The organism is Pseudomonas sp. MWU12-2020 (assembly GCF_023100605.1).
Lineage (GTDB): Bacteria > Pseudomonadota > Gammaproteobacteria > Pseudomonadales > Pseudomonadaceae > Aquipseudomonas > Aquipseudomonas fluorescens_H.
The window spans coordinates 230,082-247,206 of sequence record NZ_JALMEX010000007.1 but is presented as its reverse complement, the minus strand read 5'-3'; the positions used below and the strand labels follow the sequence as shown (position 1 = coordinate 247,206).

The window sequence follows — 17,125 nt, the reverse complement described above, 5'->3', positions numbered from 1 at the left end:
TGTCCCTGGCCTGTTGAAACTGTTTTTGAAACAGTTTCCTGATAAAAGGATTGCCTCATGGCTCTCGACGTTCAAGAAAAAGCTCAAATCGTTGCCGACTACCAGCAAGCTGTTGGTGATACTGGTTCGCCAGAAGTGCAAGTTGCACTGCTGACCGCCAACATCAACAAACTGCAAGGTCACTTCAAGGCCAACGGTAAAGACCACCACTCCCGTCGTGGTCTGATCCGCATGGTAAACCAGCGTCGCAAGCTGCTGGACTACCTGAAAGGCAAAGATCTGAGCCGTTACAGCGCTCTGATCGGCCGCCTGGGTCTGCGTCGCTAATCAGCGATTGCGCTATGAGGTTGGTTGTCTGTCAGGCATCAGCGGTTTTCCGCTGGTGGCTGGCAGGCTCCCAGCCTCAAGTTTTATCTGCACTACCGTTTTACCCGGACAGTCAGCGGGCCGATTCCCGACATTGCCCAAGAATTTCGCAAGAAACCAGTTCCCCCAAGAGCCACAAAGAAGGTAGGACACCGTGAACCCGGTAATCAAAAAATTCCAGTTCGGTCAGTCGACCGTTACCCTCGAGACTGGCCGTATCGCCCGTCAGGCCTCCGGCGCAGTATTGGTCACCGTTGACGACGACGTCAGCGTATTGGTGACCGTCGTCGGTGCCAAGCAAGCCGATCCAGGCAAGGGCTTCTTCCCTCTGTCCGTTCACTACCAGGAAAAAACTTACGCTGCCGGTAAGATCCCTGGCGGTTTCTTCAAGCGCGAAGGCCGTCCTTCCGAGAAAGAAACCCTGACTTCCCGACTGATCGACCGTCCGATCCGTCCGCTGTTCCCAGAAGGCTTCATGAACGAAGTGCAGGTTGTCTGCACCGTCGTTTCCACCAGCAAGAAGACCGATCCGGACATCGCTGCGATGATCGGTACCTCGGCTGCCCTGGCCATCTCGGGCATTCCGTTCGACGGCCCGATCGGCGCCGCTCGCGTAGCGTTCCACGAAAGCACCGGCTACCTGCTGAACCCGACCTACGAGCAGCAAGCTGCTTCGAGCCTGGACATGGTCGTTGCCGGTACTGCGGACGCCGTGCTGATGGTTGAATCGGAAGCCAAAGAGCTGACCGAAGACCAGATGCTGGGCGCGGTACTGTTCGCTCACGACGAGTTCCAGGTGGTGATCAACGCCGTCAAAGAACTGGCCGCTGAAGCTGCCAAGCCAACCTGGACCTGGGCTCCGGCGCCAGAAGCCACCGAACTGCTGGGCGCGATCCGTGCCGAGTTCGGCGAAGCGATCTCCCAGGCTTACACCATCACCGTCAAGGCTGACCGCTACGCACGTCTGGGCGAGCTGAAAGACCAGGTCGTTGCCAAGCTGTCCGGCGAAGAAGGCCAGCCTTCGGCTGCTGACGTCAAAGCGGCTTTCGGCGAAATCGAATACCGCACCGTTCGCGAAAACATCGTTAACGGCAAGCCACGTATCGACGGTCGCGACACCCGCACCGTACGTCCGCTGAACATCGAAGTCGGCGTTCTGCCGAAGACTCACGGTTCGGCGCTGTTCACCCGTGGCGAAACCCAGGCTCTGGTAGTCGCGACGCTGGGTACTGCCCGTGACGCACAGCTGCTGGACACCCTGGAAGGCGAGAAAAAAGACCCGTTCATGCTGCACTACAACTTCCCGCCGTTCTCGGTGGGCGAGTGTGGTCGCATGGGTGGTGCTGGTCGTCGTGAAATCGGTCACGGCCGTCTGGCCCGTCGTTCGGTTTCGGCCATGCTGCCAGCCGCTGACGTGTTCCCGTACACCATCCGTGTGGTTTCGGAAATCACCGAATCCAACGGTTCGAGCTCGATGGCTTCCGTTTGCGGCGCCTCCCTGGCCCTGATGGACGCTGGTGTTCCAATGAAGGCGCCGGTTGCCGGTATCGCCATGGGTCTGGTTAAAGAAGGCGAGAAGTTCGCCGTCCTGACCGACATCCTGGGTGACGAAGACCACTTGGGCGACATGGACTTCAAAGTAGCCGGTACCGCCAAAGGCGTTACTGCGCTGCAGATGGACATCAAGATCAAGGGCATCACCGAAGAGATCATGGAAATCGCTCTGGGCCAAGCCCTGGAAGCGCGCCTGAACATCCTCGGCCAGATGAACCAGATCATTGGCCAGTCGCGTACCGAACTGTCGGCCAACGCTCCGACCATGATCGCGATGAAGATCGACACCGACAAGATCCGTGACGTTATCGGTAAAGGTGGCGCGACCATCCGTGCGATCTGCGAAGAAACCAAGGCTTCGATCGACATCGAAGACGACGGTTCGATCAAGATCTTCGGCGAAACCAAGGATGCCGCAGAAGCTGCTCGTCAGCGCGTTCTGAGCATCACTGCAGAAGCTGAAATCGGCAAGATCTACGTCGGCAAGGTTGAGCGCATCGTCGACTTCGGCGCATTCGTCAACATCCTGCCGGGCAAGGACGGTCTGGTGCACATCTCGATGCTGAGCGACGCTCGCGTAGAGAAAGTCACCGACATCCTGAAAGAAGGCCAGGAAGTGGAAGTGCTGGTACTGGACGTGGACAACCGCGGCCGTATCAAGCTGTCCATCAAAGACGTGGCAGCAGCCAAGGCTTCGGGCGTTTAATCACCCCACAGCCTTAGCGCAATAAAAATGCCCCGCCGTGAAAACGGCGGGGCATTTTTTGTCTGCCACAAAAGATATCAGCAGAGACAACGCCAAATTTGCCGCAACCCGAGACCGGTGCTAGGTTTAGCCCACCGCCCGTGTAGCTCAGCCGGTAGAGCAGCGCACTCGTAACGCGAAGGTCGCAGGTTCGATTCCTGTCTCGGGCACCATCCCCTCAGTCCCCCGGTTTATGTCTTCCAGGTCAAAGTTTTTGTGGGAGAGATGTAAAGAGCCGTGTAATTCGTCATGCAAACGTCCTATATTCAATGCCTGCATGAGCATCGCCCAGCAGTTTTCAGATGATCCCGAATGGTTCCGAAGGCCGGACAATCCGCGTCAGAGAGATCCTTGATGATCCAGATCCATCCTCCATTCTTACGATCAGCGAGAACGCCATGACCGAATTAACTCAAGAGCAACGTCACGAACAAGCGCTGGAAAAATACATTCTGGACGTGCCGGATCTGAAAGAAGAGATCAAGGACCTGAGTTCTGATGATCAGAAAGACCAGATCCAGTGGGCATTCGAAGACGAAGCCGAAGCTCAGGGTTTGCAGCCGTGGGAGTTGACGCTCAAGTACACCAGCACCCCTGAAGAGTTCGAGGCCAAGCGTCTGGAGCTGCACAAGGAGGCGGCCGAAGTGTTGGGCGTCAAGTGGGACGAGTACTGCGAGATGAACAATCTGGTGGTCTGAAACAAAAACGCCAGCCTCAACCGGGCTGGCGTTTTTTATTGCGCGACGGCCTCAGAGGCTCAGACGCATCGACAGGTCCACTGCCTTCACGTCCTTGGTCATCGCCCCGATCGAGATGTAATCCACGCCGGTTTCGGCGATCGGCAGCAGCGTGCTTTCGTTGATGCCGCCGCTGGCTTCCAGTTTGGCCTTGCCGCCGTTCAGGCGTACGGCTTCGCGCATGTCGTCCAGGCTCAGTTCATCGAGCATGATGATATCGGCGCCGGCTGTCAGCGCTTCCTTCAGCTCCTCCAGGCTCTCCACTTCGACCTCAACCGGTTTGCCCGGCGCGATCTTGTGCGCGGCGGCAATGGCCTGCGCGATGCCGCCGCTGGCGGCGATGTGGTTTTCCTTGATCAGGAACGCGTCGTAGAGGCCGATGCGGTGGTTGTGGCAACCGCCGCAGGTCACGGCGTATTTCTGCGCCAGACGCAGGCCTGGCAGGGTCTTGCGGGTATCCAGCAGCTTGACTTGGGTCTGCGCCACGAAGTCCGCCAGGTACTGCGCACGCGTGGCCACGCCGGACAGCAGTTGCAGGAAGTTCAGCGCACTGCGCTCACCCGTCAGCAACGAACGGGCCGGGCCTTCCAGATGAAACAGCGGCTGATTGGGTTTGACCCGTTCGCCGTCCCGCACCTGCCAGTGCACCGCGACCCGCGGATCGAGCTGGCGAAACACCGTGTCGACCCACGCCGTACCGCAGATAACTGCTTCGTCGCGAGTGATGATGGTGGCTTTGGCCAGACGTTCGGCCGGGATCAGTTGCGCGGTGATGTCGCCGCTGCCGACATCTTCGAGCAACGCACGGCGCACGTTGGCTTCGATTTCGGCGGTCAAATCGGCGAGACGTAGATTCGGCATAACGGGCTCCACAGACTAAGTGCGCCGATTATAGGGGCATGGCGAGAGCCAACCCAAGGCGAGAACTCGCGTGCCTGACTGCATCTGGTCGATTTTCTTTGAGCAAAGCCCGATTTTCGTGGTCACTGAAAGGTGTTGCAGGCATAGGGGAAACCCTGACGGCTATAGCGCCGAGGACAAGTTTTGCAAGATAATCCGCCTTGCATTTGACGTCATAGCTTTGACGCTGATGTGGGAGCGTGTTTGCTCGCGAAAGCGGTTTGTCAGTGACAGTTTTGGCGAACGATACACCGCTTTCGCGAGCAAGCCCGCTCCCACAGGGAATTGCGCGGTAAAACTGACCAGTGGAATCACCGTTTCAGGAGGCTTGGATGCGCAACGACGGGAATGTAGTGCCTTTGCACAAGGCTGCTACCGATCAGGCGAATCATTCGCCGCTCGCCCGCCTGCCTGTGATTCTGCTTCAGGTCCGCGACAAGGCGGCCCAGCAACTGCGCCATGGTTTGCAGGAGTTGTTCGATAACGCCGACGACACCCTGTTCGAGATGGCCGACCGGGCGCGCAACGATGTCGAACAGAACATCTTTTTCGAAGCCATGCGCGACCTGCGCCTCAAGCGCAAAAACATCGAGCGCGGTTTTCTCGAGCAATTCTTCGAAGCCTTTGTCGCGCTGATTCAATACGACGCCGCACCACCCACATTGCCCGGCACGCTGATGTTCGAGGATTCGGCACCGCGTACCGATGACATGGAGCGCAGTGTGGCGGTCGAGACCATGGTCGGCCGCGTGCTCAAGCGTGACGGCTTTGCCCTCGATCAACTGACCGCGCGGCTTAACGCGTTGCTGGGCAAGGATTTCGACAACCAGCACAACCCGCTCGGCCCGGCGATGCTCTGCGAGTTTTTCCTGCAGGCCGGACGTAACCTGGGCGTGGAGATCAAGGTCAAACTGATCCTGCTCAAACTGTTCGAACGCTACGTGCTGGCCGATACCGAGCAGTTGTACGCCGAAGCCAATCAATTGCTGATTGCCACCGGCGTCTTGCCTGAGTTGAAGCCAGCACCGGCGCGGCGCGCAATCGAGCGCGCGACGGCCAGTATCAACAATGAAGAAAGTGCCGAACCCGAGCCCGCTGACGAAGGCGTGCAGGAAGTCTTTGCGGCGTTGCAGGAGTTACTTTTACATGTGCGCGGCAGCGTCGCGCCGACCCTGGAGCCGAGTGCTGCCGCGCAACCGATTACCACCCGCGATCTGCTGCGCCTGCTTTCGCACTTGCAGCAATACGTCCCGGCGCTGGCGGCGCAAGACGATTTCGATCTGCGCAATCAGCTTGAACAGTTGCTGACGCGGGTGAGCGTCAGGAGCGGTAAATCGCGCATCGTCGACGGCGCCGATGAAGACGTGATCAACCTGATCGCCATGGTCTTCGAATGCATCCTTGAAGACCGTAACCTGCCGGATTCGCTCAAGGCGCTGATCGCGCGTTTGCAGATCCCGATGCTCAAGGCGGCGGTACTCGACAAAAGTTTCTTCAGCCGCAGCAGTCATCCGGCGCGGCGGTTGCTCAACGAAATCGCCGATGCCGCCATGGGGTGGGGCGACTGCAATGGCGAGGCCCGCGACAGCCTGTATCTGCGCATCGAACAAGTGGTGCAGCGCCTGCTGAGTGACTTCGTCGACGATCCGGCGATTTTCTCCGAATTGCTCGCCGACTTCCTCGCCTTCACCAGTGATGAGCGGCGGCGCAGCGAGCTGCTGGAGCAGCGTTTGCGCGATGCCGAAGAGGGCCGGGCGAAAACCGAACTGGCGCGGCAACGGGTCGAGCAGGCGTTGAATATGGCGCTGCTGGGTAAAGTCCTGCCGCCGTCGGTGGTGACGTTTGTGCGCGATGCCTGGAGCAAGGTGCTGCTGCTGACCTGTCTCAAGCATGGCGATCACTCGGCTGAGTGGCAGGCCGATGTGCAGACCATGGAGCAATTGATCTGGAGCGTGCAGCGTCACGACGAAGCGGACGCAGGTCTGCAATTGTTGGCGCTGGTGCCCGGTTTGCTCAAATCACTGCGTGACGGCCTGAGCAGCTCGGCGTTTGATCCGTTCGCCACCAGCGAATTTTTCAGCGAGCTGGAAGCGCTGCATGTGCGGGTGCTTGAACCTGCAACCGAGCAGCCGCCGGCGGATGCGCCGGCGTTGGTTGAAGTGTCGCAGCACATTACCCTGCGCAGCGCCGATGAGGGCGCGGTCGGCCTGAACGCCAGCGGCCTTGCGCATGACGACCCCGGGCTGCGTCAGGTGGAGCAACTGCGCCTGGGCAACTGGGTCGCGTTCCAGGAAGACGACGAGCACAGCCTGCGCTGCAAGCTGGCAGCGATCATCGAAGCCACCGGCAAATACGTGTTTGTCGACCGTACCGGGATGAAAGTGCTGGAGCGCAGCCGCGTCGAGCTGGCCCTCGAGTTTCGCCGTGGCGCGGTGCGAGCACTGGATGACACCTTGCTGTTCGATCGGGCGCTGGAATCGGTGCTCGGCAATCTGCGGCGACTCAATCGCGGCAAGTGATCGCGCGCCGGGGGCCGATCACGGCATACTGGGCGCCAACACAGTCGGCGTTGAAGGAATCGGTATGCAGTTGGATCCCGCTAGCGGGTGGTGTCACGGGGTACAGGTCTGCCCATCGCCCAACTTCAATGAACGCCCTGCGGGCGAAATTTCTCTGTTGGTCATTCACAACATCAGCCTGCCGCCGGCGCAGTTCGCCACCGGCAAGGTGCAGGAATTTTTCCAGAATCGTCTGGATGTCACCGAGCATCCCTATTTTGCAGGGATTGCTGACCTGCGCGTCTCGGCGCATTTTCTGATTGAACGTGACGGCACCGTCACCCAGTTTGTCTCCTGTCTTGAACGGGCGTGGCATGCTGGTGTGTCGATGTTCGAAGGCCGTGAAACCTGTAACGATTTTTCCGTGGGTATCGAACTCGAAGGCACTGATGATCTGCCCTTTACCGATGCGCAGTATCAGGCGTTGATCACGCTGACGCGTCAGCTGCAAACAGCATTTCCGGCTATCACCGGCGCCCGTATCTGCGGGCACAGCGACATCGCACCCGGGCGCAAGACCGATCCTGGCCCGGCATTCGACTGGGCGCGTTACCGCGCAGCCCTGGCACAAGAGGAAGGACAATGAGTTTTCTGGTGTTACTGCTGGCGGTCTGGATCGAGAAATTCTCGGCCCTGCGCCATCGGGTTCAACGCGATGGCGGATGGATCCGCGAACTGCACAAACTCGAAGCCAGTGAGCGCCTGGCCAAGCGGCCATGGCTGGTGCTGACAATTCTGGTGTTGCTGCCGGTGGCGCTGCTCGCCTTGTTGCTGGTGGTACTGGAACCCGTCGCTTACGGCTTGCTGGCGCTGCCGGTGCATTTGCTGGTGGTGATTTACGCGCTGGGGCGCGGTGATCTGCTCGGCGGTCTCGGGCCGTTTCGTGACGCCTGGCGTCGCGAAGACCTGCAAGCCGCCGCGCATGTGGCCAAGCGTGATCTGGATATCTGTGCCGACAGCGGTGAGCAATTGCTGGATCAGGTACAGGGCCATCTGTTGTGGCAGGCGTATCAAAGTTTCTTCGCGGTGATTTTTTGGTACTTCGTGCTCGGTCCGGTGGCGGCGCTGGCTTATCGGCTGCTCGCATTGGCTGAAGAAAACAGCCAGAACCCAGCCCTCGCCGAACGTGCCGGCCAGTTACGTCATGCCTTCGACTGGGTGCCGGTGCGCTTGCTCGCCGCCAGTTTTGCCCTGGTCGGCAACTTTGTTGCGGTCAGCCGGGTGATGTTGCACGAACTGCTGAACTGGAACATCAGCGCCGCGCAACTGATCAACAAGGTCGGGCTCGCAGCCGGCGAGATCCCGCCGCCGGTGGTCGGGCCGGAAGGCATCAACACCCTCGATTGCCTGTGGGAATTGCTACTGCGCGCGGCGGTGTTGTGGTATGCCGGGTTTGCCTTGTGGACAGTGTTGATTCACTGAGCCCTCGGTGAAGTTAATTGTGGCGAGGGAGCTTGCTCCCGCTGGGTGGCGAAGCCGCCCTCGCTGTTCATCATAAACAACGCGTCCAAGCGATCTGCGTCTGCTGCGCAGCCGAGCGGGAGCAAGCTCCCTCGCCACAGGGTCAGCGATCTTCCCCAAATAGTCGTTAACCTTAAGTTACAAAACCTCCCCCCGATTTGAGCTATACAGAGACAGCGCCCGATAGTGGCTATCTGCTGTCGCCCCGCGCCTGCCAATAAAAACAAGAAAAGCCAAGGGAGACTTCCAGTGAAGAGCTTGCTCTATCCCGCCGTCTCGTTGATGAATCGCCTGAGCTTCGGCATGAAGTTCAGCCTGATCAGCGTGCTGTTCCTGGTGCCGATGCTGGTGACCAATTTCTATCTGGTGCGCGATTCCTTTCGCGAATTCCAGGGTACCCGGGTCGAATTGCAGAGCCTCGACCTGCTGGGCAGCAGCCTGACCCTGCGCCGGGATCTGGAAACCCTGAACAATCTGGTGCAGATCAACGTCACCCTCGGTCAGTCCGGCAAAGCCGACAACCTCGAGTCGCAGATCGGCAGCCTGGAGCAAACCGTGCTGGCGCGTCTGCAAGGTCTGCAGGCGATGACCGACGATCCCGAGCAGATCAAGGTGTTCGACGGCAAACGCGATGAAATGATCAGCGCGTTCAAGGCTCAACAGGCGGAAAGCTCCCTGCAAAGCAAAAGCGCAATGATTGGCAAGCTGCTCGGCAATGCGCAGATTTTCAGCCAGATCATCGCCAGTCAGGCCGGTCTGAGCCGCGACAACCAGAGCGACATCCGCCAGCTCAGCGAGTTGCTCACCAACATCACCCCGGCCGTGACCCAGACGCTTGGCGAAGGCCGGGCCATCGGTTCGTATTCGTTGGGGCAGGGCTTTCTCAACAGTTCGTCGAGCGCCCGTTTCGACGAGTTGCTGGCGCAGATTGAAAAGCTCCAGGCCGAATACGCGCTGAAACTGGCCGATGCCCTCGACTCCAGCAAAGCCGCACGCGCCAGCCTCAGCGCACCGGCCGACAGCAGCAAAACCTCGCTCAAGCAGGCCAGCGAGCTGTTTGAAGCGAAAGTCGTGGTGGCCGAAACCCTTGATACGCCGTGGCAAACGTTTTATGACCAAGTCACCGGGCTGATGGACCAGACCTACCAGCTCAACGAAGCGACCCTGAAATTCCTCGATACGCAATTGCAGCAACGCCTGGCGCAAAATCGCACGCACATGGTGTTGCAGGCGGTGGCGCTGTCGGTGGTGTTCGTGCTGATTTTCTATCTCTACGGCGGGTTCTACGCCTCGACCCGAACCACGCTCAAGCGCCTGGGCGCGATGATGGACAAGGTCGCGGCCGGTGACATGACGGTCAATTTCAAGGCCAACAGCCGTGATGAACTGGGCGAGTTGGGTGAGGTGTTCAACGGCACCGTGAGGAAGATCCACGACCTGATCGAGCGGGTCGGGCACACCGTGGCAGAGGTCGAGCGTCAGGCCGGACAGGTGGAAAACGTGTCTGCGCAAAGCAATCAGGCGGTGGCCGGGCAGCGCACGCAGATCGAGCAAGTGGCGACCGCAATGAACCAGATGTCGGCGACCTCGCTGGAAGTTGCACGCAGCGCGGCGGCAGCGGTGAGCAGCGCGCACAGCGTCAACGACGAAACCGTCAGCGGTCGCACACTGGTAGCGTCGCAGCAGGGCAGCATTGCCGCGCTGGCCAGCGAGATCGATCAATCGGTGCTGGTGATCAACCAGCTAGCCAGCGACAGCCAGTCGATCAGTCGCGTCCTGGAAGTGATCAAGAGCATCGCCGAACAGACCAACCTGCTGGCACTCAACGCCGCCATCGAAGCGGCCCGCGCCGGAGAGCAGGGCCGTGGCTTCGCGGTGGTTGCGGACGAAGTGCGAACGTTGGCCAAGCGCACCCAGCAATCGACCGAAGAAATCGAGCAGATGATCAGCAAGCTGCATGGCGGCGTGGGCGCTGCGGTGAAGGCCATGGGCATTAGCCATCAGATGGCCAATGGCACGGTCGGGCAGTCGGAAAAGGTCCAGCAGGCGCTGGAAAACATCCTCGGGGCGGTGGGCATGATCGTCGATCAGAACCAGCAGATCGCCGCCGCCGTGGAGCAACAGACTGCGGTGGCCCATGACATCGACCAGAACATCGTCGAGATCAATCGCGCTGGTGAGCGCACAGCCCAGGGGGCGCACCAGACCGAAGACGCCAGCCGAGCGTTGTCGGCGCAGGTGGTGGAACTGAAACAGCTGATCAGCGCGTTCCGCGTCTGATCGAGCGCGAATGCTGTAGGAGTGAGCCTGCTCGCGATAGGGGTGTGTCAGTCAACTCAATGGTTGGCTGATGCACCGCTATCGCGAGCAGGCTCACTCCTACAAGGGCGGTAATGTCAGAACATTTTGTAATGCTTTGATGCTTACGCTTGTAAGCCAATTCCTGTTTTCTTCCGGCGACTGGCTTTTCGTCATTATTGAGCCAGTATCCCTGATCAGTTAGTTGCGCTGAGGAGGCCGCGAATGTCCGTTGTAACCCTGGGAATTCAGGGCCGTTGTGCTCATTGCCAGACCACGCAGGTGCTTAAACCCTGGCAACTCAATGCCATCGCAATCAATGAACCGTTTACCTGCAATCACTGCCAGAAAACCCTGGAGTTGCGCTGTCCGGTGCAGATCAAACGCTTCAAATCTCTCGACTCTCTCGGATTGCTGCGCTTCAGCGCGTCAGTCACGGTGTGCACCGCGCTGCTGGTGGCGTTGGTCATGGAATGGATCGGGCTGCTCAACGTGACGGAACAGTTGAATGCATCGCTGATCGTGCTTTTTGTGTACTTCGCGCTGCTGCGTTTTGTTCATCATCGCCAGCGCATGACCCTGATCCTCGAGGCGGCCAAGGCCCACGGCGACTGATTACCAACCGAACACTTCGCAACTGTTGGCGGTGCTGGCGGCAGCCAGTTGTTTTGAACTGATATTCATCAACTCGGCGAGCGCCGCACAGATCGCCGGCAAGTGCGCAGGGGTATTGCGTACTCCGGGAAACATCGCCGGCGCCATGTCCGGGGAGTCGGTTTCCAGCACGATCGACTCCAGCGGCAGATCCGCCAGGACCCGATGCATGCGCAGCGCCTGCGGCCAGGTCGGCGCGCCGCCCAGACCCAGTTTGAAACCGAGTTTGATGTATTCCCGCGCTTCTTCACGACTGCCGGCGAAGGCGTGGATGATCCCGGCGCGTTTGAGCTTGAAGTGTTTGAGCGTGGCGATTACGGCTGCGTGGCTGCGGCGCACGTGGATCAGCGCCGGCAGTTCGAAGTCCGCTGCCATTTGCAACTGCGCCTCGAACAGCGCCTGCTGACGTTCACGGTCGAGGGTTTCGATGAAGTAATCCAGACCGATCTCGCCCACCGCACACAGTTGTCGATGGCCGCGCAGCCGCGTCAGCCAGTCACCGAGCGTGGGTAAATCTTCGGGTTGATGCTGATCGAGGTACACCGGGTGCAGACCGAATGCCGCGTACAGGTCGGCATCGTGCTGCACCAGATCCCACACCCGCTGCCAGTTACCCTGATAAACCCCCAGCACCACCATCCGCCGCACCCCGAGGGCGCGGCTTTCGGCGAGCAACGCCGAGCGATCGGCGTCGAAGTCGGGGAAGTCGAGGTGGGTGTGGCTGTCGATCAGCTCCACGGCTCAGTCCCGGTGAATACGCTGCTTGAAGGTACGGGCGATGGCCTGCACGCCAGGCTTGTATTGCGATTGCTCGACGGCGGCCAGCGCCAGTTCCAGCGCCTTGTCGGCGATCAACTGGTGCTGCTGGGCCATGGCGTTGACCGGCAGCGGCAGGAAGTCCAGCAACTGCGTATCACCGAAGGTGCCCAGGCGCAGCGGGCGGGATTTGAGCGGGAAGTCATGCAGCGCATCGAACACGCCCTGCAACAGCACGTAGGACGTGGTCACCAGCGCATCCGGCAAATGCCCCAGACGTTGCAGGAGTTCTTCCATCAATTGCTTGCCGCATTCGCGGCTGAAGGACTCGGCGTGCTCGATCAGCACTTCGCCTTTGAAGTCGACCAGTGCCTGCTTGAAGCCGGCCGCACGTTCCTGACTGATGCTCAGCTCCGGACGCGCGCCGAGCAGCACGATCTGTTTTGGTTGCGGATCGAGCAGGCTCTGGGTCAGGTGCAGGCTGGCTTCGCGGTCGTCACTGATCACCGAGCAGAAGTGCTCGGGTTCCATGACCCGGTCGATGGCGATGATCGGCAAGCCCTTGGCCTGCAACTGGCGGTAGCTGTCGTCACCGGCCGGCAGACAACTGGCGACGATCAGCGCATCGCAGCGGCGGGCGCGGAACAGTTGCAGCAACTGGCGCTCGCTGTCCGGCGCATCGTCGGAGCTGGCGATCAGCAACTGATAGCCACGCGCCCGCGCACCTTGCTCCAGCAGTTTGGCGATCCGCGCATAACTGGGGTTTTCCAGATCCGGCAGAATAAAGCCCAACGTGCGCGTGTGCCGACTGCGCAGCCCGGCCGCTTGTGGGTTGGGGGTGAAGCCGTGCTCTTCGACGACCGCACGCACGCGCTCGACCGTGGCGCTGCTGATGCGTTGCTGTTCGGCCTTGCCGTTGATGACGTAGCTGGCGGTGGTCACGGACACTCCGGCCAACCGCGCGATATCACTGAGTTTCAACCCGGGATTTCCTTGTTTTTTCGAGCTTGCCGCGACATTTTCGCCAATCCTACCCGATTCGGGCAGACGACTATTGTCGCAGCGCATCCGACAAGTTGGACTTCAAGGATGGGACATTATCGAGTAACGTGCCGATCAATCTAGATTAAACGTTTCAGCAGGCGTATTTTCTACGTTTTAGACGCTTTTGGCCGGTTCTGCCGTGAAACCGCCAAAACTGCCGCTGAAAAGCAGGCTGACCAGCGCCTAAGCTGTGACCATTCAAAACAATATCCTGGCGCATCCATGTGCCAAAAAGGAGATCGCATGCTCGAGCTCACTATAGAGCAGATATCCATGGGCCAATCGGCTGTGGATAAACCCGCCGCCCTGCAATTGCTTGCCCATCATCTGGTGGCCGATGGCCTGGTCGCCGATGGCTACCTCGCTGGATTGCAGGCCCGGGAAGCCCAGGGCTCGACCTTTCTCGGCCAGGGTATCGCCATCCCCCACGGCACCCCGGAGACCCGCGATCAGGTATTCGCCACCGGCGTGCGGCTGATGCAGTTTCCCGAGGGCGTGGATTGGGGCGATGGCCAGATCGTTTACCTGGCGATCGGCATCGCCGCCAAATCCGACGAACACCTGCGCCTGCTGCAACTGCTGACCCGCGCCCTCGGCGAGACCGACCTGGGTCAGGCTCTGCGCCGCGCCAGCTCGCCGGAAGCGCTGCTGAAACTGCTGCAAGGCGCGCCACAGGAACTGGCGCTGGATGCGCAGATGATCGGCCTCGGCGTCTCGGCTGACGACTTTGAAGAGCTGGTCTGGCGTGGCGCGCGTCTGTTGCGTCAGGCCGATTGTGTGAGCAACGGTTTTGCCGGCGTGTTGCAGCAAGTCGAAGCGCTGCCGCTGGGTGACGGCCTGTGGTGGCTGCACAGCGAACAAACCGTGAAGCGCCCGGGCCTGGCCTTCGTCACCCCGGACAAACCGATGCGTTACCTCGGCCAGCCGCTCAGCGGTCTGTTCTGTCTGGCCAGTCTGGGTGAGGCGCATCAGGCGCTGCTCGAGCGTCTGTGTGCGTTGCTGATCGAAGGTCGCGGTCATGAATTGGGCCGCGCCACCAGCAGCCGCAAAGTCCTCGAAGTGCTCGGCGGCGAACTGCCCGCCGATTGGCCGAGCGCACGTATTGCCCTGGCCAACGCCCACGGTTTGCATGCACGCCCGGCGAAGATTCTTGCGCAATTGGCGAAGAGTTTCGACGGTGAAATCCGCGTGCGCATCGTCGACAGCGCGGACAGCGCCGTGTCGGTAAAAAGCCTGAGCAAGCTGCTGAGTCTCGGCGCCCGTCGTGGTCAGGTGCTGGAGTTGATCGCCGAACCGAGCATCGCCGCCGATGCCTTGCCGGCGCTGCTGGCCGCTATCGAAGAAGGCCTCGGTGAAGAAGTCGAACCGCTGCCGGCCGTGAGTCAGCAACGCGAAGTCATCACCGATATTGCCGAAGTGCTGATCGCTCCAGCGTCCGGCGCGCAGTTGCAGGCGATCCCTGCCGCGCCGGGTATCGCCATCGGCCCGGCGCACATTCAGGTGCAGCAGGCTATCGATTACCCGTTGCGCGGCGAGTCCGCGGCCATCGAGCGCGAGCGTCTCAAGCAAGCGCTGAGCGATGTCCGCAGTGACATCCAGGGCCTGATCGAACGCAGCAAAGCCAAGGCCATCCGCGAGATTTTCATCACTCACCAGGAAATGCTCGACGACCCGGAACTGACCGACGAAGTCGACACCCGCCTCAAACAAGGCGAAAGCGCCGAAGCGGCGTGGATGGCGGTGATTGAGGCAGCGGCCAAACAACAGGAATCGCTGCAGGACGCGTTGCTCGCCGAGCGGGCGGCGGACCTGCGTGACATCGGGCGCCGGGTGCTGGCGCAACTTTGCGGTGTGCAGACGCCGAACGAGCCCGAGCAGCCGTACATTCTGGTGATGGACGAAGTCGGCCCATCCGACGTGGCGCGGCTCGATCCGGCCCGAGTTGCAGGGATTCTCACCGCGCGTGGCGGCGCCACCGCGCACAGTGCAATCGTCGCCCGTGCTCTCGGAATTCCGGCGCTGGTCGGTGCGGGCGCAGCGGTGCTGCTGCTGGCACCGGGCACGCCGTTGCTGCTCGACGGCCAGCGCGGTCGCCTGCACGTCGACGCCGATGCCGCGACCCTGCAACGCGCCGCCGAAGAACGCGACACCCGTGAGCAGCGCCTCAAGGCTGCCGCCGAACAACGCCATCAACCGGCGCACACCACTGACGGCCACGCCGTGGAAGTGTTCGCCAACATCGGTGAAAGCGCCGGGGTCACCGCTGCGGTCGAGCAGGGCGCCGAAGGCATTGGTCTGCTGCGCACCGAACTGATTTTCATGGCCCACCCGCAAGCTCCGGACGAGGCCACTCAGGAAGTCGAATACCGCCGCGTCCTCGATGGCCTCGCCGGACGGCCGCTGGTAGTGCGCACCCTTGATGTCGGCGGCGACAAACCGCTGCCATATTGGCCGATCGCCAAGGAAGAAAACCCGTTCCTCGGCGTGCGCGGCATTCGCCTCACGTTGCAGCGTCCGCAGATCATGGAAGCGCAATTGCGCGCCTTGCTGCGTTCGGCGGACAACCGTCCGCTGCGCATCATGTTCCCGATGGTCGGCAGCGTCGAAGAGTGGCGTCAGGCCCGCGACATGACCGAGCGTCTGCGCCTGGAAATCCCGGTCGCTGACTTGCAACTGGGGATCATGATTGAAGTACCGTCCGCCGCATTGCTGGCGCCGGTGCTGGCCAAGGAAGTCGACTTCTTCAGTGTCGGCACCAACGACCTGACGCAATACACCCTGGCCATCGACCGTGGTCACCCGACCCTCTCGGCCCAGGCTGACGGCCTGCACCCGGCGGTGCTGCAGTTGATCGACATCACCGTGCGCGCCGCGCATGCCCATGGCAAATGGGTCGGCGTGTGCGGCGAACTGGCGGCGGATCCGTTGGCGGTGCCGGTGCTGGTCGGCCTCGGCGTCGATGAGCTGAGCGTGTCCGGCCGCAGCATCGCCGAGGTCAAGGCGCGCATCCGCGAACTCAGCCTGACCCAGGCACAAACCCTTGCTCAACAAGCCCTCACCGTGGGCAGCGCGAACGAAGTGCGTGCATTAGTGGAGGCCCTGTAATGGCCAAGATTCTCACCCTGACCCTTAACCCGGCGCTGGACCTCACGGTCGAGCTGCCACGCCTGGAGGCCGGTCAGGTCAATCGCAGCGACGAGATGCACACCCACGCCGCCGGCAAAGGCGTGAACGTCGCTCAGGTCCTCGCAGACCTCGGGTATCAACTGACGGTCAGCGGCTTTCTCGGCGAAGACAATCTGCAAGCCTTCGAGACGTTGTTCGCCAAGCGCGGCTTTGTCGACGCGTTCATCCGCGTGCCGGGGGAGACGCGCAGCAACATCAAGGTCGCCGAGCACGACGGGCGCATCACCGACATCAACGGCCCGGGACCGGTGGTCGACGCGGCGGCGCAGCAGGCGTTGCTCGAGCGTCTGCTGCAGATCGCCCCGGGGCATGACGCGGTGGTGGTCGCCGGCAGTCTGCCGCGCGGCGTCAGCGCGCAGTGGTTGCGCGAACTGATCGAACGTCTGACCGGTCTCGGTCTGAAAGTCGCCCTCGACAGCAGCGGTGAAGCCTTGCGTGCGGCGATTGAAGGGCGCCCGTGGCTGATCAAGCCGAACACCGAAGAACTCGCCGATGCGCTCGATTGCGATGTGGTCTCGCACGCCGCCGAAGCTCAGGCGGCGGCGTGCCTGCACGCCAAAGGTATCGAGCATGTGGTGATCTCCCACGGTGCCGACGGGGTGAACTGGTTCAGCGTCGGCTCGGCGCTGCATGCCACGCCGCCGAAGGTCACGGTCGCCAGTACGGTGGGTGCCGGTGACTCGTTGCTGGCCGGCATGCTGCACGGTCTGCTCAGTGCCGATACTCCCGAGCAGACCCTGCGCACGGCCACGGCGATTGCCGCGATGGCGGTGACGCAGATCGGTTTCGGCATCAACGATGCGGCGCACCTGGCGCAGCTCGAACAGGGCGTACGCGTGCGTCCCCTGACAGAACAATAAGAGGGT

Annotated in this window: 13 protein-coding genes and 1 tRNA gene; 11 read left to right on the top strand and 3 right to left on the bottom strand. The window is 61.1% G+C overall.

The genetic code is table 11. From position 1 onward, the window contains the following. Positions 1–57: 57 nt before the first annotated feature. The 4 genes from rpsO (at position 58) to M0814_RS18050 (ending at position 3,363) form a co-directional block, all read left to right on the top strand. Positions 58–327, top strand: coding sequence for a 30S ribosomal protein S15 (gene rpsO, locus M0814_RS18065; protein ID WP_003221553.1), 270 nt, complete (start codon positions 58–60; stop codon positions 325–327). Between the two features lie 193 nt (positions 328–520). Beyond that, a complete protein-coding gene (gene pnp / locus M0814_RS18060) occupies positions 521–2,626 on the top strand; it encodes a polyribonucleotide nucleotidyltransferase (protein ID WP_003221554.1) in 2,106 nt (701 codons plus the stop codon). A 136-nt stretch (positions 2,627–2,762) separates the two neighbouring features. Continuing rightward, positions 2,763–2,838, top strand: a tRNA-Thr gene (locus M0814_RS18055). A gap of 225 nt (positions 2,839–3,063) precedes the next feature. Then, on the top strand, positions 3,064–3,363 hold the full coding sequence (locus tag M0814_RS18050) for a DUF6388 family protein (protein ID WP_103486507.1): 300 nt from the start codon (positions 3,064–3,066) through the stop codon (positions 3,361–3,363). A gap of 51 nt (positions 3,364–3,414) precedes the next feature. Here the strand turns inward: M0814_RS18050 and nadC are convergent, their stop codons facing one another. Next, complete coding sequence (gene nadC, locus M0814_RS18045; RefSeq protein WP_027610785.1) at positions 3,415–4,263, bottom strand: carboxylating nicotinate-nucleotide diphosphorylase; 849 nt, start codon at positions 4,261–4,263, stop codon at positions 3,415–3,417. Between the two features lie 371 nt (positions 4,264–4,634). Here nadC and M0814_RS18040 point away from each other — a divergent pair, with 371 nt between their 5' ends. The 5 genes from M0814_RS18040 to M0814_RS18020 all read left to right on the top strand — a co-directional run bounded on the left by M0814_RS18040 (position 4,635) and on the right by M0814_RS18020 (position 11,234). Next, positions 4,635–6,821: a DUF1631 domain-containing protein gene (locus M0814_RS18040; protein ID WP_103486508.1), complete on the top strand. Its 2,187-nt coding sequence runs from the start codon at positions 4,635–4,637 to the stop codon at positions 6,819–6,821. Between the two features lie 64 nt (positions 6,822–6,885). Further along, positions 6,886–7,446, top strand: coding sequence for a 1,6-anhydro-N-acetylmuramyl-L-alanine amidase AmpD (gene ampD / locus M0814_RS18035; RefSeq protein WP_103367760.1), 561 nt, complete (start codon positions 6,886–6,888; stop codon positions 7,444–7,446). Beyond that, the gene (gene ampE / locus M0814_RS18030; protein ID WP_103486509.1) at positions 7,443–8,282 is read left to right on the top strand and encodes a regulatory signaling modulator protein AmpE; all 840 of its coding nucleotides are present in this window, start codon (positions 7,443–7,445) and stop codon (positions 8,280–8,282) included. The genes ampD and ampE overlap by 4 nt, the downstream gene beginning before the upstream one ends. Before the next feature lie 288 nt (positions 8,283–8,570). Further along, complete coding sequence (locus tag M0814_RS18025; protein ID WP_103486510.1) at positions 8,571–10,601, top strand: methyl-accepting chemotaxis protein; 2,031 nt, start codon at positions 8,571–8,573, stop codon at positions 10,599–10,601. 243 nt (positions 10,602–10,844) lie between these two features. Beyond that, positions 10,845–11,234 (top strand): hypothetical protein, encoded by a 390-nt coding sequence (locus M0814_RS18020; protein WP_103486512.1) that lies wholly within the window; start codon positions 10,845–10,847, stop codon positions 11,232–11,234. Here M0814_RS18020 and M0814_RS18015 read toward each other — a convergent pair whose 3' ends face one another. Both M0814_RS18015 and cra read right to left on the bottom strand, forming a co-directional pair. Continuing rightward, positions 11,235–12,011 (bottom strand): TatD family hydrolase, encoded by a 777-nt coding sequence (locus tag M0814_RS18015; protein ID WP_103486513.1) that lies wholly within the window; start codon positions 12,009–12,011, stop codon positions 11,235–11,237. It lies immediately after the preceding gene. 3 nt (positions 12,012–12,014) lie between these two features. Then, positions 12,015–13,010, bottom strand: a complete 996-nt coding sequence (cra, locus tag M0814_RS18010) for a catabolite repressor/activator (protein WP_003221573.1) — start codon at positions 13,008–13,010, stop codon at positions 12,015–12,017. A 306-nt stretch (positions 13,011–13,316) separates the two neighbouring features. Here cra and ptsP point away from each other — a divergent pair, with 306 nt between their 5' ends. Both ptsP and pfkB read left to right on the top strand, forming a co-directional pair. Continuing rightward, on the top strand, positions 13,317–16,178 hold the full coding sequence (gene ptsP, locus M0814_RS18005) for a phosphoenolpyruvate--protein phosphotransferase (protein ID WP_103486514.1): 2,862 nt from the start codon (positions 13,317–13,319) through the stop codon (positions 16,176–16,178). Beyond that, entirely contained in the window at positions 16,178–17,119 is a 942-nt protein-coding gene (gene pfkB / locus M0814_RS18000; RefSeq protein ID WP_103486515.1) for a 1-phosphofructokinase, read from the top strand. Before ptsP ends, pfkB begins: the two co-directional genes overlap by 1 nt. Positions 17,120–17,125: the final 6 nt, after the last annotated feature.